Below are 22,916 nucleotides of genomic sequence, written 5' to 3' on the forward strand. Positions count from 1 at the left end.
GGGGATGGCTGGCGGCCGGCACCCGTGACCCTGACGAGTAACACGATGGCTGATTTACCGATCAATGACCTAAACGTTGAATCCAACGAGACCCTGATCACGCCCGATCAGCTCAAGCGCGAAATCCCTTTGAGCGACGCTGCCCTGCAGACCGTCACCAAGGGCCGCGAAGTCATCCGTGACATTCTCGATGGCACCGACCACCGCCTGTTCGTCGTCATCGGGCCTTGCTCGATCCACGATCTCAAGGCTGCCCACGAGTACGCCGAGCGCCTCAAGGTGCTGGCGGCGGAAGTGTCCGACACCCTGTACCTGGTGATGCGCGTCTATTTCGAAAAACCGCGCACCACGGTCGGCTGGAAAGGCTTGATCAACGACCCGTACCTGGACGACTCGTTCAAGATCCAGGACGGCCTGCACATTGGTCGCCAGTTGCTGCTGGACCTGGCCGAGATGGGCCTGCCCACCGCCACCGAAGCCCTGGACCCGATCTCCCCGCAATACCTGCAGGACCTGATCAGCTGGTCGGCCATCGGCGCACGCACCACTGAATCCCAGACGCACCGCGAAATGGCGTCCGGCCTGTCCTCGGCCGTGGGTTTCAAGAACGGCACCGACGGCGGCCTGACTGTGGCGATCAACGCGCTGCAATCGGTTTCCAGCCCGCACCGTTTCCTGGGTATCAACCAGGAAGGTGGCGTGTCCATCGTCACCACCAAGGGCAATGCCTACGGCCACGTGGTACTGCGCGGCGGCAACGGCAAGCCCAACTATGACTCGGTCAGCGTTGCGCTGTGCGAGCAGGCGTTGAACAAGGCCAAGATCAAGCCGAACATCATGGTCGACTGCAGCCACGCCAATTCCAACAAGGACCCGGCCCTGCAGCCACTGGTGATGGAAAACGTCGCCAACCAGATTCTCGAAGGCAACCAGTCGATCATCGGGCTGATGGTCGAGAGCCACCTGAACTGGGGTTGCCAGGCGATTCCAAAAGACCTGGCCGACTTGCAGTACGGCGTGTCGATCACCGATGCCTGCATCGACTGGGCCGCCACCGAAAATACACTGCGCAGCATGCACGCCAAGCTCAAGGACGTGCTGCCTAAGCGCAAGCGCACCTGAGTCTGTATGGAGCGCACACAAAAACGCCGGGCTGAGCCCGGCGTTTTTCATGCTGCTGATTGTGCCTTACAACTTCGCGGCATGGCGCTGGTGGCGCTCCATGTAGCGTTCGACATAGGAGCAGGACGGGATCACCGTGTAGCCCGCCTCCTCGGCAAACTTCAAGGCTTCCTCGGTCAGTGCCGCCGCAATACCACGGCCCCGCAGTGCGTTGGGCACGAAGGTCCGATAGATATCCAGGGTCTGTTTGCCGAGATCCATATAGGTCAGATAGGCACGATGACCGTCCACATTGGTCTCGAACTGATGACCAGCCTGGTCATGGTGGATGGACAACGCCTCGCTCATCACTACTCCTCGCGGGTCTTGGATTCTGACCCCTACCTTACCGATGTTTTTCCGGCGAAGGAACATCTACGCCACCCCGTGCCGGTTTCGACAACGAGAAAACCCTGAGCGCTCACACCTGCACGTAGGGAATAGTAGGCACCAATCCTGCAATTGCTCAAGGCGCACTCGTCATCCCCTGCCACGGGTGGATATAGAAAGGGCTTCGATCTACCGATGATCGAACGCCTGAACATTGCCGGCAGTTGAACCTTGAGACGAACAGGCGCTCTTAAAGTCACCTCTACATGCGCAAAAGATACCGGGCAACGCGAAGCCATGCTGAACGTAAGTGTCGGCGTGGATATATAAAATTTCATCTGTTTACAGGGCTTAACACATGCGGGCCGGCCCTTTCAGCCTGGATCCGATTTACGCCTGGTTAAAAAAATTGGACAGTTTTTATACAAAACTCCAAAAGATTAGCCAAAATAGATTCGGCACGAGAATTTTTTTTGCTTCTTGCGCTACGTCAGTTTACTTACTACAAGTAATGGGTAGTATGTACGCCGGCTATTGGCTCACTCTGAGATACTAGCCATCTAATAGAAAGTCCTTGAAGGGGAACACGATGAACAACGTTCTGAAATTCTCTGCTCTGGCTCTGGCCGCAGTTCTGGCTACCGGTTGCAGCAGCGTCTCCAAAGAAACCGAAGCTCGTCTGACTGCAACTGAAGACGCAGCAGCTCGCTCCCAGGCCCGTGCAGACGAAGCCTACCGTAAAGCTGATGAAGCTCTGGCTGCTGCTCAAAAAGCACAACAGACTGCTGACGAAGCTAACGAGCGCGCTCTGCGCATGCTTGAAAAAGCTAGCCGCAAGTAATAATCCCTCGGGGTTGTTATCAAGCCGATCCATTTATGGGTCGGCTTTTTTATTGCCTGGGATTTGTGCCTGAATCACGCGCAATAAAAAGCCCGCCCTGGCGCAAGGCCTTGGCGGGCGTTTGATGTCGCGCCTTATTGCTGCAGATCGATCGGCGCGCTGGCGGCAACCGACGCTGCGCCGGGCACACCGATTTCCGTCGGCAAACCATCTTCCGCCGCGACCACGTCACGCACTTGGTCCCAGTTGACCCGCAAATTGTTCGCCAGGTCTTCACGCTTGAGCAAGGCGTTGATCACCGCGGTATGCTTGTCGACCACCGACGGCGTACCGTCATCATTCAAGGGCGTATGCGCTTCAAGGTACACCTTGCCGCCGCTGCTGCCGAACTTGTAGGCATCGTTGATGATGCGCACCGATGTCCCCACCGGCACCATGCCGGCCATCTCCAGCACATTGTTGTTGAACATGCGGAAGCAGCCGTGGCTTGTACGCGTGCCGATACCAAACTTCATGTTGGAACCGTGGATCAGATAACCCGGCGTGCCCAGGGTGAACTTGAACGGACCCAGTGGGTTGTCCGGGCCGGCCGGCACCACGTTGGGCAGCGGGTCACCATTGGCGGCGTGCTCGGCCTTGATCGAGGCGGGCGGGGTCCAGGTAGGGTTTGGCGTCTTGGCAATGATGCTGGTATGGGCGATGGGTGAACCCCAGCCTTCACGACCAATCCCCAACGGGAACGTGTAGACCACGTTCTGACCCTTGGGGTAGTAATAGAGCCGGTATTCCGCCAGGTTGATCACGATGCCTTCGCGAGGCCCCGGCGGCAGGATGAAACGCGTCGGCAATACGATCTCGGTGCCCGCGCCCGGCAACCAGGCATCCACGCCCGGGTTGGCCGCGACCATCTCCGAGTAGCCCAGGTCATAGGTGGTGCCCAGGTCGGCAAAGGTGTCTTCGTACTTGGCCTTGATCACCTGGACCTGGCCGACGATGTCTTCACCCGGTGGGGGCAAAGGCAACTGCAAAGCTGACGCAGAACCGGCCGCACAAAGCGCAGCGAGAGACAGGCAGCAGGTGACGACGGAAAGGCGCGACAACATCCGGTAAATCCTTCGCAGACGACGGGTAGGTAAACATCGATTGTATACGTGAAGCGCGCTTCTAGCTGCCCCCTACAACTCGAAACGCAGCTCCGGCCAGATCGGCGGCGTGCCGCGCTTCTGCGACTCCAGGATGGCACGGCACAGCGGGCACAGGCGCTGGTCCTGGAAAATCGAACGATCGACCCGAGACCAACGCGGTTGCGCCGGCAATAGGGTGCCGCACAGCGTGCGATCGATAGAGCCGCCCAGTTCCAGTTGACGCGCCACCAGATGCACCCGCACTTCCTGGCAGGCGAACAGATCCAGCTGCTCGTCCGGCTCGATCAGTTGGTAGTTAAACAGGGACCAGGCAGGACGCGACATCAGGGGCTCCAAATCGGGGGGGCGCCACCTTAGCCGAAAGCCTGCCGGTAGAAAAGCGTCATAGCAGCGGTTTTAGCGTCGGCCAGACATTTTCCAGCAACTTGCCCTGGGCGCCGACCGCCGGGTGAAGTTGATCAGCCTGCATCAGCTCCGGGTGACCGCCCACGCCATCGAGGAAAAACGGCACCAGCGGGACATTTTTTTGCTTGGCCAGCTCGCCATAGACTTCGGCAAATGCGGTGGTGTATCGCGGGCCATAATTGGGCGGCAACTGCATCCCCAACAACAACACCTTGGCGCCACCGGCCTTGGACTGGTCAATCATTGATGCAAGATTTTGTTGCAATTGCGCAGGCGGTTGCCCGCGCAGGCCATCATTGCCCCCCAACTCAATGACCACCACATCCGGCTTGTGCTCTGCAAGCGCCGCCGGCAGCCGCGCCAGGCCTCCGGCACTGGTGTCGCCACTGATGGAGGCATTGACTACTTTATCGTCGAAACCTTCCTGCTTGAGCCGTTGCTGCAGCAGGGCCACCCACCCTTTGCTGGTATCCAGGCCGAAACCGGCACTGATACTATCGCCAACGATCAGGACTGTACCCGCCGCTGCGTTCTGGGCCATGCACATCAAGGCCAGGCCAGCACTCAAAAACCACATTCGCATCGGATTCTCCATGGGCGCAAGCATTCTCACCGCGCGGAACCTTAGCAAAGTGGTTCCCAGCGCGGAAGGTGAACTGACTATCCTGCACGAACTGAGCCTGGAACTGAACAAGGGCGATAGCCTGGCTATCGTCGGCAGCTCCGGTTCCGGCAAATCCACCCTCCTCGGCCTGCTGGCCGGCCTCGACCTGCCCAGCAGCGGCGAAGTCACCCTCGCCGGGCAAGCCCTCAGTACCCTCGATGAAGACCAGCGCGCGCGCATCCGTGCCGAGCATGTGGGTTTTGTATTCCAATCCTTCCAATTGCTCGACAGCCTCAACGCCCTGGAAAACGTCATGCTGCCGCTGGAGCTGGACGGCCGCAAAGACGCCCGCGAGCGTGCCAGGCACCTGCTGGAGCGCGTCGGACTGGGCCAACGCCTGACCCATTCGCCACGCCAACTCTCCGGTGGCGAACAGCAACGGGTAGCGATTGCCCGCGCCTTTGCCGCCGAACCGGACGTGCTGTTTGCCGATGAACCCACCGGCAACCTCGACAGCCACACCGGCGAGCGCATCAGCGACCTGCTGTTCGAACTCAACAAGGAGAGCGGCACGACCCTGGTGCTGGTCACCCACGACGAGCGCCTGGCCCATCGTTGCCGACGCCTGATCCGCCTTGAAGCCGGCCTGATGGTCGCGCCCCTGGAGCCTTGATGGCACGTTTGCCGCTGTTGCGCCTGTTCAGCCTGGCCATGCGCCAATTAATGCGCGATGCCCGCGCCGGTGAATTGCGCGTGTTGTTCTTCGCCCTGCTGGTGGCAGTCGCCGCCAGCACCGCCATCGGTTACTTCGGCGCGCGCCTCAACGGCGCCATGCTACTGCGCGCCACCGAATTCCTCGGTGCCGACCTGGTGCTTGAAGGCAGTTCGCCAGCCCGCCCCGAGCAAATCCGGTCCGGCACCGAACTGGGCCTGGATCACGCCCGCGTCGTGGAGTTCTCCAGCGTCATCGCCACCGATAATGGCATCCAGCTTTCCAGCATCAAGGCGGTCAACGAGCAGTACCCATTGCGCGGTGAACTGAAAAGCGCAGCCGCGCCTTTTGCCGATGAAACTCCAGGGGGTGGCCCGAAACCCGGTGAAGCCTGGGTGGAAGCGCGGCTGCTGACGGCGCTGGACCTCAAGGTCGGCGACAGCATCGATGTGGGCATGAAGACCCTGCGCCTGGCCCGCGTGCTCACCTATGAGCCGGACCGCGCCGGCAACTTCTACAGCCTCACGCCCAGGGTGATGATCAACCTGGCGGACCTGGACGCCACCGGTGTGGTGCAGCCCGGCAGCCGCGTCAGCTACCGCGAACTATGGCGCGGGCCGCAGGGCAGCACCGTGTTGCAGACCTATCGTGACCTGATCAAGCCGGGGCTCGCCGCCAACCAGCGCCTGCAGGATTCACGGGACGGCAACCAGCAAATCGGCGGCGCCCTGGGTAAGGCAGAACGCTACCTGAACATGGCCAGCCTGGTCGCCGTGTTGCTGGCGGGTGTGGCGGTGGCGTTGTCGGCCAATCGCTTCGCCACTCGACGTTTCGACGCCAGTGCATTGCTGCGCTGCCTGGGCTTGTCACGACGTGAAGCTATGTTGCTGTTCAGCCTGCAACTGAGCGTCCTGGGGCTTTTCGCCAGCCTGGTCGGCGCCCTGCTGGGCTGGCTGGCGCAGTTTGGCCTGCTCTACTTTCTCCACGACCTGTTGCCCGCAGACGTTCCACCCGGCGGCCTGCTACCGGCGGTTGCCGGGATCGGCACCGGGTTGGTCGCCCTCGCCGGTTTCGCCCTGCCGCCGTTGGCCGCATTGGGTCGAGTGCCACCGCTGCGGGTGTTGCGCCGTGACCTGCTGCCGATCCCTTCCAGCACCTGGATGGTCTACGGCGCGGCACTGTTCGCCTTGGGCCTGATCATGTGGCGCCTGAGCCTCGACCTGGTGCTGACCTTCGCCCTGCTCGGTGGCGGCGTGGTGGCTGCGCTGGTACTCGGCGGCCTGCTCCTGCTGTTGCTGCAAAGCCTGCGGCGCCTGCTGGCCCGTGCCTCCCTGCCTTGGCGCCTGGGCCTGGGCCAGTTGCTGCGCCACCCGCTGGCGGCCGCCGGGCAATCCCTGGCGTTCGGCTTGATCCTGCTGTCCATGGGCTTGATCGCCCTGTTGCGCGGCGAGCTGCTTGATACCTGGCAAAACCAGCTGCCCAAGGACGCACCCAATTATTTCGCCTTGAACATCCTGCCGGCCGACAAGGATGCCTTTGGCACCCGTCTGCTGGAACTGCAGGCGCAATCCGCACCACTGTACCCGGTGGTGCCGGGGCGCCTGATCAGTATCAATGGCGAACCGGTACAGGAAATCGTCAGCAAGGACTCCAGCGGCGACCGTGCGGTGCAACGCGACCTGAGCCTGACCTGGGCCGCCGACCTGCCACCAGGCAATGCCCTGACGGCGGGCTCGTGGTGGTCGTCGCAACCTACCGATGAAATCCCGGGTGTCTCGGTGGAAGCCAAGGTAGCGGAGAGCCTCAAGCTCAAGCTCGACGACCACTTGGTATTCACCGTGGGCGGAGAGAATCGAGAAGCGCGGGTCACCAGCCTGCGCACGATCAACTGGGATAACTTCCAGCCCAACTTCTTCATGATTTTCCAACCGGGTACCTTGAAGGACCTGCCGGCCACCTACCTGACCAGCTTCTATCTGGCACCCGGGCATGACCAGCAGATCGTCGACCTGTCACGCGCGTTCCCGGCGGTGACCATCCTGCAGGTCGAGGCGCTGCTGGAGCAGTTGCGCAGCATCCTCGCCCAAGTGACCCTCGCAGTGGAGTATGTGCTGCTGTTTGTGCTGGCGGCGGGGATGGCGGTGTTGTTCTCCGGCCTGCAAGCCACCCTGGACGAACGTATCCGCCAGGGCGCGCTGTTGCGCGCACTGGGCGCCGAACGCAAGCTGCTGGTCAAGGCCAGGCGTATCGAGTTCGGTTTGCTGGGTGCCGTCAGTGGGTTGCTGGCCGCGCTGGGCACGGAGCTGGTGACGTTCGTGCTGTACCGCTACGCATTTGACCTGGCCTGGCACCCTCACCCGTGGCTGTTGCTGCTCCCAGTGATCGGTGCCGTGCTGATCGGCGGTGCCGGTGTGTTCGGCACCCGCCGCGCGCTGAATGCCAGCCCGCTGACGGTGTTGCGCGAAGGTTGAAACGCGATGGGCCCGCATTCCTTACAGAATACGGGCCCATTTTGCTCACTTCACATATTCGATCCCGGTGATCCACCAGCACACGTCACCGCTTGGCGTCTGCACGATAGCCTCGTCATCCACCTCCTTGCGCAACAGCGCACGGGCCATGGGCGAATCGATGGAGATGTAGTCCATCCGGTCATAAATCTCGTCATAGCCGACAATACGAAAACGCTTGGTTTCACCCTGCTCATTTTCGATATCCACCCAGGCGCCGAAAAATACCTTGCCCTCTTGCTCGGGCATGTACTCCACCACGCGCATATCTTCCAGGCGTTTGCGCAGGTAGCGCACGCGACGGTCGATCTCACGCAACAATTTCTTGTTGTACTGGTAGTCGGCGTTTTCGCTGCGATCCCCCAGCGAAGCCGCCCACGTCACTTTGCGTGTGGTGTCCGGGCGCTTTTCGCGCCACAGGTAATCCAGCTCCTTTTTCAGCGCTTCATGGCCTTCTTTGGTAATCAGCTTGGTACTCAAACGCTTGCATCCCCAGGCAATGTCCATAGGTGCCGATACGCCAGGGTTTCATGCCCTGGGTTCGGCTGGCTGGCGTTGATGATAAATGAACCCGTGAAAGTAGCCAGGCCGGTCTAGTTGTCCAGCGTGCGGTCCAGCTCCAGCAACAGGCCCCGCAAACTCTGCCGCAAGCCCGAGACTTGTGACGTCATCACCTTCAAGGCTTCGGTCCTCTGGCTGACTGCAAGCGACTGATCATGCAGTTGAGTGGTGCGCTGCTCCAGGTCTCGAACCTTTTCATCCAGTTGGTTTTGTTCCTGCTGCAGTCGCGACTGCCACTGCTCAAGTGCAGTCTCCCGCTCGATTGCAGCGAGTTTTTGCTGCGTCAACTCTTGAGCGACACGGGCAAGGTTGGTCAGCGTGCTGTCTACTTCGAACAATGTACCGTGATTATCTGAAGGCGCGGGTTTCGTTGGTACCGGCGCATCGGGTTCGCGCGAGATAGCAGGTGAGGCCTGTGCTATGTCCACCGGCGCGCCCGAGGGCACCTGTCGGGGCTCCTCAAGCGGTTGCTCATGCGACGGTAAGCGGAGCGACTCGGAGGGGCTCGCCACCCTGGGAGGGGAAATCATCTGTGACGAAAAACGAATGGACGGCACGATCACTGAAGCACTTTCGATCGCCGGCAACGTCGGCGCAGACATGCCCAGGGTGATCACTTTCATCACCAGCGCTTTTTTGATGATCACCGAGTGATGATCCTCAGGCCTGGCAGGTGGCAACTTGCAACCTTTTAAATCGACAAAATGATAAGGCACCTGGGTTTCGGTAACACCACCGGGTTTAACGCCCGAAGCGGCTAATGTCAGTATTTGCTTGAAAACATGCAATGCCACCTGCAGGTCTTCCTTGGATTCGACGCCTCCCAGAAAATACCGGTCAAGTTTTTTACGCAAAGCCGCAATATAGACCCTGGAACTTCCAGGTTCTATCTCTTCATCCAGGCTGTAAACAAGAAAGTTTGAGGCCGTCTGACCGACAGCAAACCCACAGAGCAGAGCACCGTTAACCGGAGCATCTTGACCATTTCGCTCAAGAACAAGGGTACGTAGCAGCATCATGCAATCAGGCCTCATTATTTGGAAAGAAAGTTTATATAAAAAACAAATAAACATTCAAAAATTAGACACTCCAAGACACGACACATTGTTTCAGTGGTCTGCCCGCCCTGCACGTAGGACTTCTCTTATTAATGCTGACCGACGTTCCCAAAAGCGAGAGTAACCCGTACCCTTTTTTCAGCTTCCCTACGTCATACCAAACTTATTCGGTAAAACAATGATCGAAGTAAGCAATCTGACAAAACACATGGGTAACAATACGATTGTCCGCGACTTTTCATTCAGTGCCGGTCAACAAGCATGCCTCGGGTTGTTCGGACAAGATCACACGGCCAAAACAGTACTGCTCGATGTCATTGCCGGTTCGACACAGCCGTCCAGCGGTCATATAAAAATTCACGGCTTCGACACACAAACCCACCCGCTCGAAGCAAGGCAACTGGTCGGCTATCAACTGTCCAACGACCTCGGTCATCCGACGATGTCCGTCAAAGCGTTCCTCGATTTCATTGCTGCCATTCGTGGCTTTCGCGGTACCGAAAAACGTGACCGCCTGGAACAGTCCGTCGCACGACTGGAGTTGTTCCCGGTACTCGATGCCCCCCTCGATCTCCTTTCCATCGCCTGGAAACGCAAAGTCGCAATTGCTCAGGCCATCCTGCATGGCCCTGCCCTGTTACTGCTGGACGAACCCACCGAAGGACTCGCGCAGGATCAGAAACACGCATTCAAGGCGCTTATCCAATCATTGACGCAAGAAATGACGGTCATCATTGCCTCGCGTCACTGCGAAGAGTTGTCCGAACTGTGCACACGTGCCCTGGTCATTGCCAACGGTCGCCTGGTGGCCGATACGCCACTGCCCGATCTACAGCGCGACTCGCGTCACTTCCAGGCAGTCACCCTTACTGCCGAGACGCCACTGGACCTGTTGGCACTGGCTGTCCTGCCAGGTGTGGCAGGCATTGAAGAGCATCGAAACGCGCCCGGCACAGTGACGGTTCTCGCCATGCCCGGACACACCATCTATCCCCATATCAACACGCTGATTGCCAGCCGGCGCTGGAAAATCAACTCACTGAACCTGGAGCCAGGTCGCCTGAATGATGTGGTCCACCATCTGACCAAAGAGGCGTCCCATTGAGACTATTGCCCATCATTCTGAGGCGTCAACTCACCAGCTATGCGCGCTCCCCCGGCACTTACCTCAACATTGCCATCTTCCTGATACTCTCAGTGACATTAGGGTTGTACGTAAGTCCGTGGCAGGAACAAAACGGCAGTGACTTACAGGTATTTTTCCGGTTCCACCCTTCGCTGTACTTATTGCTGATCCCCGCCCTGACCACTCAACTCTGGTCCGATGAAACCAACGCAGGTTTTTTCAGCCTGATGAAAACCCTGCCCATCACAACGTTCGAATGGATTGTCGGAAAATTCCTCGCCGCCTGGCTGGTGGCCAGCACCGCCCTGTTTCTAATGTTTCCCCTGGTGATCATTGCGAACTATCTGGGTAACGCCGACAACGGTGTCATTGCCTCGCAATTTTTGGCGAGTTGGCTGCTGGCAGGCAGTTACTTATCCGCAGGCTGTTTTATTTGCGCACTGGTGCATCAGCGCACTGTCATTTTCGTATTGACGCTGAGCTTGTTACTGACAGCCAGTGGCCTTTCTTATGTATTGGACTCACTTGAACACCAAACCCCTATATGGCTGATCGACAGCCTGGCATCCCTCAGCCCTACTTGGCGATTCAGCAGTATCGATGATGGAAAACTCACACTGCGCGACACACTTTATTTTATCAGCATGATCCTCACCTTTCTCACCGCAACGACAGTCACGCTCAACTACAAACACAGATGAGAAGGGAAACCCTTAATGCGGTCCACTCTGCGCACCGGTATGACGCTATGCGTCACCTTTTTGCTTTTCCTGGCTTTCAACCTGGTGTGGATAGGTAAACTTCCTGATATACGGTGGGATCTTTCTCAACAAAAAATCCACACTTTATCGCCCCCCGTCTACCCACTACTTGCAACGCTGGAAAGCCCGGTGGACGTGTATTACTTCAATTCAAATAACGACCCGAAACGAAGCTACGCCGTGAAACGCTATGGCAAACGTATTGAGGATCTGCTCAAGGAGTACGAAAAGAAGGCTCAGGGCATGATCAACCTGCACGTGATTGAACCCGCTCCCTATTCGGAAGACGCCTATAAAGCAAGGCTGTCAGGGCTCGACGAAAACACAGGGTTTCTCGGGCTCATCAGCACGAGCCCCGGTCATGGCGTGCGCCGTATCGGTTCTTTCAGCCTCGAGCGCGAGCCGTTGCTCGAATATGAAATAAGCCACCTGCTCTACAAGTTGCAGCACCCGGAGCGACCGGTTGTTGGGCTGCTGTCGGGGCTGGCGATGGACGAATCCGCAGGTCGGCTCTTGCAGGCGGTGCGGCGAGAATTCGAACTGTTCGCTCTGGAGCCGAATGCCGCTCAAATCCCCGAACACATCAAAACCCTGATGGTTGTACAGCCACGGATGTTGCCGGAACGTACCTTGTATGGGATTGAGCAATTTGTCTTGAGGGGCGGTAGATTGATGATGTTCATCGACCCTTTGAGCGAACAACGCTCAAACCCACTCCCAGCCAATAGCCGACTGGACGAGGTGCTTGCCGCCTGGGGTATCCAGATGCCGACGGACAAGCTGGTGGTCGACGCTCTCTACACGCCCTGGGAGACGCCTGATATGCCCAATCGAGTCAGGCTGAACTTGCCACGACAGGCGATGAACCTGAACGACATCAGCACCTGGAACCTCAACAGGGTGACCGTATCGAGCAGTGGGACGCTCGCGCAGTTGAACAAAAGCCGCACAACCTTCACCCCGATCCTGCAAAGTTCCGAGCAATCGGTGCTGTTGGATGCCAACCAATCCACTCGCGCAACCACACCCAATTCCTTGATTGAAGAGGCTTCGAGCCGGGAGCAGCGCCATGTCATTGCTGCACGCATCGAAGGGCCGAGCTATTCAGTTTTTCCCGATGGTATCAAGGGCCTGCCGTCCGGGTTGCAGACAGCGGCGCAGATTCATGTTGTGGTCATCGCTGATACGGACATGCTTACCGATAAGGTCAGCGACGCAGCGCCCGATGGCAACGCGCTGTTTGTTCTGAATACACTGGATAACCTGTCCGCCCCCGACATGCTCGTCGCGATTCGCCCCAGGGCAACGCAGGAAAGGCCGCCGACGGTGCTGGAGGGTATGCGTGAGGTCGCAAGACAGGCCTATCGTTCGAAAGCCAGCGAACTGGAGCGACGCTTGCAACGAACAGAGCAGGAATGGCAACGGCTGAGCCCATGGACAACCACCCTCGGCACCCAGGCGGTGGAGACCAATACCCAGCTGCAAGCACTCAACAAGGAACGTCTGCGCCTACCCATGGAGCTGCATACCCTGCAGCGCGAAGCCTACGCCCAAGTGCGTCATCTGGAGTTGGCGATAACGCTGGTGGCGATCTTTGCCATGCCGCTGACGTTATGCCTGATCGCCTGGATGGTCTTTCTTGGAGAGCGCCGACGCCGGTTGCAAGCCGGCGGCACGATTCACTGAAGGTTCAGCGACGGGCTATCAGCCCCTGTCGTGCAATACGGGTTAATTGGCGGATGACCTCGGTGGCATTGTTGGCGCTTGGTGCCTGGATAACCGCAAGGTCAAAGCTGTTGCTGGCAAAACGCGCAAGTGAATCGCCATCTTCAACAAACTGGATCAGGAACGCTGACGGTCGGCCAGTGCGACGCGGCCAACCGTCCAGGTAACGCAATAGCGTCGGCTGGTGCTTGCCGCCAAGAAGAATTTTCGGGTTGCGTTGAGTAAGGTCCGCGGTGATCGGGGCCAGGCGTATCAGGGGGCGTAGTGCATTCATCGTGTCGTGTCTCTGCCTCAAAAGTCTGCGGGCAGGTGAGAGGCAACACCGAACCAGCGCTTTAGCGGAATTTCGAAGCATGAAACACGCTCCTGTCGGGACCGATAACGATCACCCATGGCGCCCCGCAATTAGCTGTTTAAATCGGCGCATGAGCGGCATCCTAGAGAAGCCGGTGGGGCGGTGTCAAGAATCCGGAGCAACGAAAAGGCCCGCACAGGGCAGGCCGATTCAAGGTGTTGCAGCACAATCAGTGGGCGATGGCGCGGTCTGCGGACAGTTTGCCAGCACCTTCCAGTAGTACCGCCAGGGAGCCACCGAGCAAGGCCAGTGCGAACTCATAACCGTTGTTGGCCATGAACAGGCCGTTATGGATGTGCACCGAGAAGATCGCCACCAGCGACAGGATGGTCAGGCCCAATGCCGCAGGGCGAACCAGCAGGCCAATGATCAGCGCCAGGCCGGCAAAGAACTCGGTACCGCCCGACAGCAGCGCCATCAACGTACCCGGTGCCAGACCAATGCTTTCCATCCACTGGGCAGTGCCCGCCAGGCCATAGCCGCCGAACCAGCCAAAGAGTTTTTGCGAGCCGTGGGCGGCGAAGATGATGCCAACCACGATGCGCAGGAGAGTCAGGCCGTAACCGGCGCGGGTGGACAGAATGCTTTTGATCAGTGGGCTCATGGTGCAAATCCTTTTCAAAGTAGGGGTTGGTTGGCCGCTATATTAATCAGTTTAGACAATGATAAAAGCCGAAAAAATGCCTGATTAATATCGATAAAATCGATTACTTCCGTGAGGCGATTTTCGGTGCCTGCGGTTCAAGGGACGCTCGCTCCCGATCGAACGCCAAGAAGTACTTGTTGACGCTATTAACATAGCTGACGCCGCCCATCCCTACTTGCTCCATGGCAATGCGTTCAACCTGGAAGAACCACTGGTTGGGGTTGAGTCCCCGCCGCTTGGCTTCAGTACGCATGCCCTGCACCCGCTCCGGCCCCATGTTGTAGGCCGCCAGCACAAAGGCCATGCGCTCGCGCTCGTTGAGCTTGGGGCTGGCGAAGAACTTGCGACGGATCATCGCCAAGTACCGCGCGCCGGCCTGCACGTTGCTGTCGAGAGTTTCTATATTGTTGACCCCCACGCGTTGCGCCGCCGATGGCGTGATCTGCATCAGGCCGGTGGGGCCGCCGCTGTTGCGCGCGCCAGGGTCAAGCGCCGACTCCTTGAAGGCCAGTGCAGCCAGGTTCAACCAATCCATACCCTGCTCACGGGCGTGTTTCTGCAAGACCGGGCGCAGTTTTTCCAGGCGCTGTCGGTCGACGCGAGCCAGTGGGTTGCGCACTTGGTAAAGGCGACGGTAGATACGCTGGAACGCCACATCCTGGTCAGATGGGGTTCGATAGGTCTTGAGGAATCGGTCAATGCTGGCCCGCAGCATCGAGGCATCCTGGCGTACAAACCAGTATTCGTCACCTGGCTCACTGATCGCCACCTGCTTATCGAAACGCAGCTTGGGCAGGATCTTCGACCAGCGCTCGGCAATCGGCTTTTCGACAATGGTCAGGTGGAAAATCCCAGCCTGGACCATCTCCAGCACATCTTCCACGGCCAGGGTCGGGTCCACCCACTCCACTTTCACCGGCGGCTGCTTGTGCAGCGCGAGCTTTTGATTGACCTGGTTGATGGCATCCGCCGCGGCGCTACCGGTGGTCAGCGCCAGGGTGCGGCCCGACAGTTGCTCCAGCTTGGTAAACCGCCGCTCGCCCTTAACCCCCACCAGCCACAACGGCACATCGCTGGCAATTGGGTCGCTGGTGCTGATCTTGTGCGCCGCCTTTACATCAAGCAGTTCACCGGGGGCCACCAAGTCGCCTTCGCCACGGGCCAGTGCGCCGAGCAACTGGTCCTTGGCCTTGGGAATGATCTTGAGGTTGATCTCCTGGCCATCACGGGCATGGCCATTGAGGTACTGCTCGAAGGCGCGCAGGCGGTGGTATTCGACACCGATGGCCTGGCCTTGCACCTCGCCGGAACTGTTACGGCTCTGGTTGACCAAGACGCGCAAGGTGCGGCTTGAACGAATCTCCGCCAAGTCACGGACCTTGCCGGGCCTGGTCACTTCCAGCGGCCCGTCCAGACGCGCAACCGCCGCCATGGGCAGCAGCATCGTCAGGCACAACATAAGCAACGCCGAGGGTCGGATCATCCGCTCTCCGGAAAGAATACTGGCCAACGCCCTCGCGAAAAACGAGGCGGTGGGGGTCAGAAACAGAGCGCTTTATGCGCTGGCAAGGTACGCAACGGCGGCATGGTGGAAGGCGGCGGGCCAACCACAATGTCGCTTGCGACGTTCAAAGACAGCTATAACTCGTTGTAGTTCTTCGTTTTTCTTATAAATCTACAGCTCTGATATGCTTTCCGGCCGCAGGCGGAGATAGCACCATGCAACTCATTGATATCGGCGTCAACCTGACCAACCCCAGTTTCGACGAGAAGCACCAGGCCGTGCTTGAACGTGCCTATGCTGTCGGCGTGCAACAATTGGTGCTCACCGGGACCAGCATCGAGGGCAGCGAACAGGCCCTGGCACTGTGCGAAAAACTCGATGAAAGCGGCCAGCGCCTGTTCAGCACCGCGGGCATCCACCCCCACTCCGCCAGTGACTGGAACGGCGATAGCGCATCGCGTTTGCGCGGTTTGCTGAAAGAAAACCGCGTACGTGCAGTGGGAGAATGCGGGCTGGATTTCAACCGGGATTTTTCACCGCGCTCGCAGCAGGAAAAAGTCCTCGAAGACCATCTGGCCCTGGCCGTCGAGCTCAAATTGCCGGTATTCCTCCACGAACGTGACGCCAACCAGCGCCTGCTGGACATCCTCAAGGATTACCGCGACCACCTCACCGCCGCCGTGGTGCACTGCTTCACGGGCGAACAACAGGCGCTGTTCAGCTACCTCGACCTCGATTTGCACATCGGTATCACCGGCTGGATCTGTGATGAACGCCGTGGGACACACCTGCACCCGCTGGTCAGGGAAATTCCCCGTGACCGTCTGATGCTGGAAAGCGACGCTCCCTACCTGCTGCCACGCACCTTGCGCCCAAAACCGAAAAACGGTCGCAACGAGCCCGCGTATCTACCTGAAGTGCTGCGCGAAGTCGCCCTGCACCGCAACGAGAGCGTGGAAGACCTGGCCCGCCACAGCACGGCCTGCGCCCGCAGCTTTTTTGGCTTGCCAGCAATGGATTGATGCGGCCCATTGACCCATGTCAAAACCGTTTTCCTGGATAGCGGCACAATAATGGCACCTTGCCAATGCTGTTTCCGCTATCAGAGAAAACCTTCCATGGGTGCCTGGCTTAGCAATATCTCGCTGAAGTACAAATTCTGGGCCGTCAATGCGGTCGCCTTCATTACCACCCTGCTGCTGGTGCTGTATGCCGTGCAGCTTGAGCAACAGTCCCGCAGCGATGCATCCAGGGCTTCGGCCCAGGCGCAGGCACATTTGTTCAATGCGTGGCCGACTGGCGAAGCTTTGCCCAAGGGCGAGCACTGGCTGACGTTCAAGCGCGGCCAGGTCCCACAACTGGCGGAGCAGGATCTGTCGCCCCTGGGCAGCAACCTGGGCTGGGTCGAACTCAATCATATGCCGTTGTTCGGTGAGAACCCGCTGATGGGTGCTGAAGTCATCGCCCGCCCTGACGGTCAATACGTCGCCGTGCTCGCCTACGCGCCAAGCCTGAGCCAAGTGTTCGAAGAACGCTTTGCCAACTATGCGGTGGCAGTCCTGATCCTGATGCTGGCGATGCTCGGCGCCTCGCAACTGCTGATCCGCTTCCTGCTCAGCCAACTCAACACCTTGAAAGACGTGATGCTGCACGTAGAGAAAACCGGCGACCTGTCGGCCCGCGTGCCGTTGGCCTGCAAGGATGAAGTCGGCCAGATGGCCAGCGCGTTCAACGCCATGCAAGCCGGCTACCAGCGTGTGGTCAACACCGTGGCACGCACCGCCCAGCGACTCGACGATGGCGCCGCACGGTTGGCCAGCAGCATGAACGATGTGCAGCACGGCATGCTCGGCCAGCAGAGCGAAACCGACCAGGCCGCCACTGCCATCAACGAAATGACCGCCACCGTCTACCACATCGCCCAGCACGCGGGCGCCACCCGTGACCTGTCCCAGACCGCTGACACCCTGGCGGGCAGCGGCCAGGAAGTGGTCAGCCGCGTACAGCGCTCGATCGCCGGTTTGTCGACCGGCGTGCAACAGACCGCCGAGATGATCCAGAAGCTCGCCGAAGACAGTCAAAAAATCAACGGCGTGGTCAGCGTGATCCACAGCATCGCCGAGCAAACCAACCTGCTCGCCCTCAACGCCGCCATCGAAGCCGCCCGCGCCGGGGAAATGGGCCGGGGGTTCGCCGTGGTTGCCGACGAAGTGCGCAACCTGGCCAAACGCGTACAAAGCTCTACCGACGAAATCACCCGCATGGTCTCGGCGCTGCAAGCCGGCACCCGCGACGCAGTGGACTTCATGCAAGAAAGCTCGTTCAAGGCTGACGACTGCGTGCAACAAGCCCAGGAAGCCGGTGCCGCCCTCGCCGAAATCACCAGCGCCGTGGCGCAGATGCGTGAAAGCAACACCCAGATCGCCGTCGCTGCCGAGCAGCAAAGCCACGTCGCCGAAGAGATGAACCGTGCGGTGGTGAGCATTCGGGATGTGACCGAGAACACCGTGCAGCAAACCGTGGATTCGGCGACGACCAGCAATGAACTGGCCACGCTGGCCGGGGAGCTGAGCAAGGCGATTGGGCAGTTGAAGCTGTAGGACTGCTCAACCCATAATCCTCTGCCTACAACAAAGCCTCGGTTTGCCCGAGGTTTTGGCGAAACGTCCTAACCCTCTCGGCGAATAACGCCGACTTCTTTTCCCTGGCAACCTCTCCAAAGTCTCTCGCCTGATCAATCAGCGCGAGGGACCGCCGATGCACCTCTCTAGCCGTGCCCCACTCAACGGGGCCGCCTCATGATTCCCGTTATTGCACGTTTCATCCTCGCGCCCATGGATGCCAAGGCGCCGGACGTTGAAGGCGTCCTGCGTGACTTGCGTGAATGCCTGAACACCTTTGACGAGTGGGCCGAAGGCTTCTGGAGCGGTTCGGCATTGGAAGTCGAGCAGGTGTTCAAGGTCGGGGACGAGGTTTCCCTCGCCGCTCCGGCGTCCTCCAAGAAACCGAATCGCACGGTCGCCACCTGCAAGGCCCAGGGCTCGTTGACCCTGGTGCATATGTTCGAGAGCACGCGGTTTGTGCCTATCGGCAATACGCCGGTGATGCTGCAACCGGTCGCCCCTGATGGCAGCCCGGTGGGCCCGTCGATTCATCGCACCATCGGCCCCAGTGGCATTCTTGCAGCCAGCGACTGCGCCCGCGATCAGCGCTATCAGATCACCTTTTATCCCAACGTTTCGAATGATCACATCAAGGCGCTGTATGCGTCTTATCAGTCGGTGATCGCGGGGCTGGAAACGGGCCTGCGTGATGAATGGAAAAAGACCTTCAAGCCGCAATGGGACGACTTTGCCAACGCCACGCCATTCGAGCGCAGTGCAATGCAAGGCCTGGCGCTCTCAACCGGGATCGGCAAGGCGTTCTACAACCTTTGGGACAATTTCACACAACTGTACGACCTACTGGCGGACCTCAAGAGTAACAGCCTGAAGTTGCTGCAATACGTCTCCCAGGCCGAATTGGATGAACTGCTGAAACTGGGCAAGGACGCCATTGCCCAGGGCCTGCTTGTGCTCAGCGATGAGCCGCTGTTGTTTATCTACCTGTCGGCCATGGTTGCCTGGATACGCATGCTGCCACCGCCGCAGATGTACGAGCTGCTGGGCGAGATAACCGGCGAGGTACTGATCAATCTGTTTCTGATCTGGGCCACGCGGGGCATGGGGGTTCAGCTTCGTTTGGGTATGCAGGTGCTGGGGCACATCAAGTCCGGACGCGTGCGTAGATGGCTGCAAATGCTGGCGGATCAACTGGTCGGGCCTCGGTTGGACGCGCATGTGGAGGCGGCCAGGCCGGTGTTGCTGGGCAGCGCAGACACGCCGATCAGGGTGGTTCCGGATGTGCCGTTGAAGGCTGGGGATCAGGTGGTTGCCAACGCGGTGCCTGCGGTGCGCAGCAAGTCCCAGCGAACTGTGTTGGTTCAGCAAGAGCATGTGGATGATGTGCCGGTTTCTGCTCGCAACCCGAATGGAGATGCGGCGGCGCCTGCGGACAAGACCGCTACCAATGGGTGTCCGGTATCGATGGTTACCGGCGAGGAGTTGCTGACGCTGACCGATGGCACGCTGGACGGGGTTTTGTCGTTCGAGTGGACCCGTTTGTACCGCACCAGTGCGGTGGAAATGGATTGCGGGCTGGGGTTTGGTTGGAGTCATTCGCTGGCGCATCGGCTGGTGGTTGAGGGTGATTCGGTCGTTTGGACCGATCATGAGAATCGGTCGACCACCCTGCCCTTGCCGTCTACTTCTCGTCCCGCGATCACCAACAGTCTGGCCGAAGCGGCGATCTATTTGGGTGCTGCGCCCGATGAATTGGTGCTGGCCCAGGCGTCACGGTTCTACCACTTCCGCGACGGTGTGCTGACAGCGATCAGCGATGCGTATGACAACCGGCTGCGTATCACTCGGGATTTTCTGGGGCGTGTTGAGCGGGTGGACAACGGCGCGGGGCGCTCGCTGTTTTTGCGCTATGCGTCGGGCCGGATTGTGGCGGTGGATTACCAGATTCATCGCGTTGTGGATGACGGGCCGTTTGTTTGGGTGACGGAGCAGACCGTTGTTTCCTACGCCTATGACGACTTGGGACGACTGGTTTCAGTGACCAATGCCGTCGGTGAAAGCGAGGTTTATCGCTACGACGAACAGCACGTCATCCTTGAACGTGGCTTGGCCGGTGGGGCGAGTTTCTTCTGGGAGTGGGAACGGTCGGGCAAAGCGGCGCGGTGTGTGCGGCATTGGGCGAGTTTCTCGCAGATGGACACGCGCTATGCCTGGGATGACAACGACCAGGTCACGGTGTTTAACGCCGATGGTAGCCAGGAAGTCTACGTGCATGACCAGCGGGCGCGGCTGGTGCAGCGGGTCGATCCAGACGGTGCCGAGCATTTCAAATCCTACGATGAAAAAGGCCGGCTGACGGTTGAGCAGGACCCGCTCGGGGCGATCACGGCGTATCAGTACGACGAAGCCGGACGTTTGGTGGCGGTGTTTCCGGGGGACGATGAGCCAACGACCTACGAGCATGACAACGGGTTCGTACGGGTGGTGCGGCGTGGTGAAGCCGTCTGGAAGTATGAGCGCAATGATCAGGGCGATGTCATTCGCAAGACCGATCCTGATGGCAACGCTACTGACTACAGCTACAACAAATACGGACAATTGGTTGGGGTTTGGTACCCGGATCAAAGCTGTCAGCGGCTGGTGTGGAACGAGCGTGGGCAGTTGCTTGAGGAGCAATTGCCCAATGGCGGGATCAAGCGTTATCGCTATGACGACCTTGGGCGACAGATTGCGCGTGAGGATGAGCATGGCGCGCTGACCCAGTATCAGTGGGACGACGTTGGGCGGTTAGTCCAGGTCGTCTTTCCGAGCGGCGACACGCGTAAATATACCTACAACGCTTACGGAAAAATCACCGCCGAGCGCGATGAACTCGGGAACATCACCCGCTACGAACACGCCGACGGCCTGCACCTGATCAGCCGCCGCATCAATGCCGATGGCACTCAGGTCAAGTACCGCTACGACAACGTACGTTTGTTGTTGACCGAGATCGAAAACGAGGTAGGCGAAACCTACCGACTCCAGTATCACGCCAATGGCCTGATCCAGCAGGAAACCGGCTTTGATGGTCAGCGCACAGCTTACCTCTACGACCTCAACGGCAACCTTTCGGAAAAGACCGAACACGGCGATGACGGCAGTCAGTTGGTTACCCGCTACCAGCGCGATTACGCCGGACGCCTCGTCAGAAAAACCCTGCCCGACGGTTGCAAGGTTGATTACACCTACGACCGCCAGGGCAATCTATTAGGCGTCGAAGACGGCCACTGGTCCCTGGCCTACGAGTACGACAGCCAAAACCGCCTCACCGCCGAACACCAAGGCTGGGGCACGCTGCGCTACGCCTACGACGCCTACGGCCGATTGCAAAACCTGCGCCTGCCGGACAACAACCGCCTCACCCTCAATCACGACAAAGGCGGCCACCTCGCCACCGTCGAACTGAACGGCGTTGTACTTACCTCACACCTGTTCAAGGCCGGCCGCGAACAGCAACGCCAACAAGGCCAATTGCTCAGCCACTACCAACACGACCACCAGGGACGCCTGTTCAACCAGAGCATCGTTGATGCCGAAGGCCCGCTCTACCGCCGTCATTACGACTACGACAAATCCGGTAACCTAACCCGCCTGCTCGACACCCGCAAAGGCGAACACCGCTACCACTACGACCCACTCAACCGCCTCACCCGCGCCGACCACTCCCAAGACGAACAGGAACGCTTCGGCCACGACCCGGCCGGCAACCTGCTCATGCAAAACCGCCCCGGCCCCGACATCGTCGCCGGCAACCGCCTGATGATCCAGGGCGACCACCATTACGACTATGACGCCTTCGGCAACCTGATTCGCGAACGCCACGGTAAGGGCCACGCACTCGTCACCGAATACCGCTACGACTGCCAGCATCGTCTGATCGGCGTTAAGACGCCCAACGGCCAGACTGCCAGCTACCGCTACGACCCGTTTGGGCGGCGTATCAGTAAAACCGTAGATGGGATTACGACCGAACTCTTCTGGCAAGGCGACAAACTCATCGCCGAACACCACGCGGATCGGCACCGCAGCTACCTCTACGAACCGGACAGCTTTCGCCCGCTGGCTTTATTGGAAGGTTTCGGTCCAAAGGAAACCAAGGCCTACCACTACCAACTTGACCACCTCGGCACCCCACAGGAACTCACTGCCCCGGATGGCGAAATCGTCTGGTCTACGCATTACCGTGCCTACGGCGAAATCAGCCGCATCGACATCGGAAAAATCGACAACCCGCTGCGCTTCCAGGGTCAGTATTTCGATCAGGAAAGCGGGCTGCACTACAACCGCCATCGCTACTACAATCCGGATGTTGGTCGGTACCTGACGCCGGATCCGGTGAAGCTGGCTGGCGGAATTAATACGTACCAGTACGTGCCCAACCCTACCGGATGGGTAGACCCGCTAGGCTTAAGCACATGCCCTGGCGGTAATGGATGTAAACCAACACACAACGCTGACGATCCGGAAAAACATGCCAAGGTAGACGAAGGCGATGCAGAACTCCCTAAGGGTGCTGATAGCAAACTATCTAGACGTGGTGCATTTAAAAGGGCAAAAGCAATAGGTGGAGTTCCAAAAAATCAACACCCTACTCAAATACATCGAGAGAAGATCAAAGATCAAGACCAACATACGATGGGCAGGGTGTATATATTTGAACTAAAGGAGCTCCAAATAGAGATCCAAGAACACTCACTTGGCCACAAAAAAGGAAACCTGGGACCACACTTCAATACGAAGGTTACCATTGACGGAAAGTCAGCCCCATTAAAAAACCACACAGACAATCACTCATACTTCAGGAAATAA

Annotated in this window: 19 protein-coding genes; 10 read left to right on the top strand and 9 right to left on the bottom strand. The window is 58.9% G+C overall.

Going from position 1 to position 22,916, the window contains the following annotated elements; all coding sequences use genetic code 11:
* The first annotated feature begins 45 nt into the window (after nucleotides 1-45).
* The gene (locus NL123_RS21910) at nucleotides 46-1,122 is read left to right on the top strand and encodes a 3-deoxy-7-phosphoheptulonate synthase (RefSeq protein ID WP_016975370.1); all 1,077 of its coding nucleotides are present in this window, start codon (nucleotides 46-48) and stop codon (nucleotides 1,120-1,122) included.
* Nucleotides 1,123-1,188: 66 nt separating this feature from the next.
* On the opposite strand, the gene NL123_RS21915 is transcribed toward NL123_RS21910, so the two are convergent.
* Nucleotides 1,189-1,470, bottom strand: coding sequence for a GNAT family N-acetyltransferase (locus tag NL123_RS21915; RefSeq protein WP_003189869.1), 282 nt, complete (start codon nucleotides 1,468-1,470; stop codon nucleotides 1,189-1,191).
* Between the two features lie 610 nt (nucleotides 1,471-2,080).
* Here NL123_RS21915 and oprI point away from each other — a divergent pair.
* Nucleotides 2,081-2,332 (top strand): outer membrane lipoprotei OprI, encoded by a 252-nt coding sequence (gene oprI, locus NL123_RS21920; protein ID WP_003172710.1) that lies wholly within the window; start codon nucleotides 2,081-2,083, stop codon nucleotides 2,330-2,332.
* 134 nt (nucleotides 2,333-2,466) lie between these two features.
* On the opposite strand, the gene NL123_RS21925 is transcribed toward oprI, so the two are convergent.
* The 3 genes from NL123_RS21925 to NL123_RS21935 all read right to left on the bottom strand — a co-directional run bounded on the left by NL123_RS21925 (nucleotide 2,467) and on the right by NL123_RS21935 (nucleotide 4,465).
* Nucleotides 2,467-3,435 carry a L,D-transpeptidase family protein gene (locus tag NL123_RS21925; RefSeq protein WP_071496310.1) on the bottom strand — a complete coding sequence of 323 codons (969 nt, stop codon included), beginning with the start codon at nucleotides 3,433-3,435 and terminating at the stop codon, nucleotides 2,467-2,469.
* A gap of 72 nt (nucleotides 3,436-3,507) precedes the next feature.
* Complete coding sequence (locus NL123_RS21930) at nucleotides 3,508-3,801, bottom strand: hypothetical protein (protein ID WP_010211879.1); 294 nt, start codon at nucleotides 3,799-3,801, stop codon at nucleotides 3,508-3,510.
* A gap of 58 nt (nucleotides 3,802-3,859) precedes the next feature.
* Complete coding sequence (locus NL123_RS21935) at nucleotides 3,860-4,465, bottom strand: arylesterase (protein ID WP_248487136.1); 606 nt, start codon at nucleotides 4,463-4,465, stop codon at nucleotides 3,860-3,862.
* A gap of 10 nt (nucleotides 4,466-4,475) precedes the next feature.
* Here NL123_RS21935 and NL123_RS21940 point away from each other — a divergent pair, with 10 nt between their 5' ends.
* Nucleotides 4,476-5,159, top strand: a complete 684-nt coding sequence (locus NL123_RS21940; protein WP_005786391.1) for an ABC transporter ATP-binding protein — start codon at nucleotides 4,476-4,478, stop codon at nucleotides 5,157-5,159.
* Nucleotides 5,159-7,669, top strand: a complete 2,511-nt coding sequence (locus tag NL123_RS21945) for an ABC transporter permease (RefSeq protein WP_494356325.1) — start codon at nucleotides 5,159-5,161, stop codon at nucleotides 7,667-7,669. The genes NL123_RS21940 and NL123_RS21945 overlap by 1 nt, the downstream gene beginning before the upstream one ends.
* 45 nt (nucleotides 7,670-7,714) lie before the next feature.
* Here the strand turns inward: NL123_RS21945 and greB are convergent, their stop codons facing one another.
* The gene (greB, locus tag NL123_RS21950) at nucleotides 7,715-8,188 is read right to left on the bottom strand and encodes a transcription elongation factor GreB (protein WP_058427998.1); all 474 of its coding nucleotides are present in this window, start codon (nucleotides 8,186-8,188) and stop codon (nucleotides 7,715-7,717) included.
* A 113-nt stretch (nucleotides 8,189-8,301) separates the two neighbouring features.
* Nucleotides 8,302-9,288: a hypothetical protein gene (locus NL123_RS21955; RefSeq protein ID WP_494356326.1), complete on the bottom strand. Its 987-nt coding sequence runs from the start codon at nucleotides 9,286-9,288 to the stop codon at nucleotides 8,302-8,304.
* Between the two features lie 217 nt (nucleotides 9,289-9,505).
* Here NL123_RS21955 and NL123_RS21960 point away from each other — a divergent pair, with 217 nt between their 5' ends.
* From NL123_RS21960 to NL123_RS21970, 3 genes are read left to right on the top strand one after another with little or no spacing between them, the layout of a single operon-like run.
* On the top strand, nucleotides 9,506-10,432 hold the full coding sequence (locus NL123_RS21960) for an ABC transporter ATP-binding protein (protein ID WP_248487133.1): 927 nt from the start codon (nucleotides 9,506-9,508) through the stop codon (nucleotides 10,430-10,432).
* Nucleotides 10,429-11,154 (top strand): ABC transporter permease, encoded by a 726-nt coding sequence (locus tag NL123_RS21965; protein WP_494356327.1) that lies wholly within the window; start codon nucleotides 10,429-10,431, stop codon nucleotides 11,152-11,154. Before NL123_RS21960 ends, NL123_RS21965 begins: the two co-directional genes overlap by 4 nt.
* Nucleotides 11,155-11,169: 15 nt before the next feature.
* Nucleotides 11,170-12,900, top strand: coding sequence for a Gldg family protein (locus NL123_RS21970; protein ID WP_494356328.1), 1,731 nt, complete (start codon nucleotides 11,170-11,172; stop codon nucleotides 12,898-12,900).
* A 4-nt stretch (nucleotides 12,901-12,904) separates the two neighbouring features.
* Here NL123_RS21970 and NL123_RS21975 read toward each other — a convergent pair whose 3' ends face one another.
* From NL123_RS21975 to NL123_RS21985, 3 genes are all read right to left on the bottom strand, one after another.
* Nucleotides 12,905-13,213 (bottom strand): hypothetical protein, encoded by a 309-nt coding sequence (locus NL123_RS21975; RefSeq protein ID WP_058427984.1) that lies wholly within the window; start codon nucleotides 13,211-13,213, stop codon nucleotides 12,905-12,907.
* Between the two features lie 250 nt (nucleotides 13,214-13,463).
* Nucleotides 13,464-13,898 (bottom strand): DoxX family protein, encoded by a 435-nt coding sequence (locus tag NL123_RS21980; RefSeq protein ID WP_494356329.1) that lies wholly within the window; start codon nucleotides 13,896-13,898, stop codon nucleotides 13,464-13,466.
* Nucleotides 13,899-14,001: 103 nt separating this feature from the next.
* Nucleotides 14,002-15,423 carry an MltF family protein gene (locus NL123_RS21985; protein ID WP_494356330.1) on the bottom strand — a complete coding sequence of 474 codons (1,422 nt, stop codon included), beginning with the start codon at nucleotides 15,421-15,423 and terminating at the stop codon, nucleotides 14,002-14,004.
* Between the two features lie 236 nt (nucleotides 15,424-15,659).
* On the opposite strand from NL123_RS21985, the gene NL123_RS21990 reads away from it, so the two are divergent.
* The 3 genes from NL123_RS21990 to NL123_RS22000 all read left to right on the top strand — a co-directional run bounded on the left by NL123_RS21990 (nucleotide 15,660) and on the right by NL123_RS22000 (nucleotide 22,916).
* The gene (locus tag NL123_RS21990; RefSeq protein WP_494356331.1) at nucleotides 15,660-16,466 is read left to right on the top strand and encodes a TatD family hydrolase; all 807 of its coding nucleotides are present in this window, start codon (nucleotides 15,660-15,662) and stop codon (nucleotides 16,464-16,466) included.
* A gap of 96 nt (nucleotides 16,467-16,562) precedes the next feature.
* On the top strand, nucleotides 16,563-18,044 hold the full coding sequence (locus tag NL123_RS21995; protein ID WP_494356332.1) for a methyl-accepting chemotaxis protein: 1,482 nt from the start codon (nucleotides 16,563-16,565) through the stop codon (nucleotides 18,042-18,044).
* A 198-nt stretch (nucleotides 18,045-18,242) separates the two neighbouring features.
* Entirely contained in the window at nucleotides 18,243-22,916 is a 4,674-nt protein-coding gene (locus NL123_RS22000) for an RHS repeat-associated core domain-containing protein (RefSeq protein ID WP_494356333.1), read from the top strand.

This window comes from Pseudomonas sp. FBCC-B1565, from assembly GCF_059133265.1.

Excerpts from the sequence above, each read along its gene's own strand:
- NL123_RS21910 (WP_016975370.1), top strand. The coding sequence starts at position 46 with ATGGCTGATTTACCGATCAATGACCTAAACGTTGAATCCAACGAGACC.
- NL123_RS21915 (WP_003189869.1), bottom strand. The coding sequence starts at position 1,470 with ATGAGCGAGGCGTTGTCCATCCACCATGACCAGGCTGGTCATCAGTTC.
- oprI (WP_003172710.1), top strand. The coding sequence starts at position 2,081 with ATGAACAACGTTCTGAAATTCTCTGCTCTGGCTCTGGCCGCAGTTCTG.
- NL123_RS21925 (WP_071496310.1), bottom strand. The coding sequence starts at position 3,435 with ATGTTGTCGCGCCTTTCCGTCGTCACCTGCTGCCTGTCTCTCGCTGCG.
- NL123_RS21930 (WP_010211879.1), bottom strand. The coding sequence starts at position 3,801 with ATGTCGCGTCCTGCCTGGTCCCTGTTTAACTACCAACTGATCGAGCCG.
- NL123_RS21935 (WP_248487136.1), bottom strand. The coding sequence starts at position 4,465 with ATGCGAATGTGGTTTTTGAGTGCTGGCCTGGCCTTGATGTGCATGGCC.
- NL123_RS21940 (WP_005786391.1), top strand. The coding sequence starts at position 4,476 with ATGGGCGCAAGCATTCTCACCGCGCGGAACCTTAGCAAAGTGGTTCCC.
- NL123_RS21945 (WP_494356325.1), top strand. The coding sequence starts at position 5,159 with ATGGCACGTTTGCCGCTGTTGCGCCTGTTCAGCCTGGCCATGCGCCAA.
- NL123_RS21955 (WP_494356326.1), bottom strand. The coding sequence starts at position 9,288 with ATGATGCTGCTACGTACCCTTGTTCTTGAGCGAAATGGTCAAGATGCT.
- NL123_RS21960 (WP_248487133.1), top strand. The coding sequence starts at position 9,506 with ATGATCGAAGTAAGCAATCTGACAAAACACATGGGTAACAATACGATT.
- NL123_RS21970 (WP_494356328.1), top strand. The coding sequence starts at position 11,170 with ATGCGGTCCACTCTGCGCACCGGTATGACGCTATGCGTCACCTTTTTG.
- NL123_RS21975 (WP_058427984.1), bottom strand. The coding sequence starts at position 13,213 with ATGAATGCACTACGCCCCCTGATACGCCTGGCCCCGATCACCGCGGAC.
- NL123_RS21980 (WP_494356329.1), bottom strand. The coding sequence starts at position 13,898 with ATGAGCCCACTGATCAAAAGCATTCTGTCCACCCGCGCCGGTTACGGC.
- NL123_RS21985 (WP_494356330.1), bottom strand. The coding sequence starts at position 15,423 with ATGATCCGACCCTCGGCGTTGCTTATGTTGTGCCTGACGATGCTGCTG.
- NL123_RS21990 (WP_494356331.1), top strand. The coding sequence starts at position 15,660 with ATGCAACTCATTGATATCGGCGTCAACCTGACCAACCCCAGTTTCGAC.
- NL123_RS21995 (WP_494356332.1), top strand. The coding sequence starts at position 16,563 with ATGGGTGCCTGGCTTAGCAATATCTCGCTGAAGTACAAATTCTGGGCC.
- NL123_RS22000 (WP_494356333.1), top strand. The coding sequence starts at position 18,243 with ATGATTCCCGTTATTGCACGTTTCATCCTCGCGCCCATGGATGCCAAG.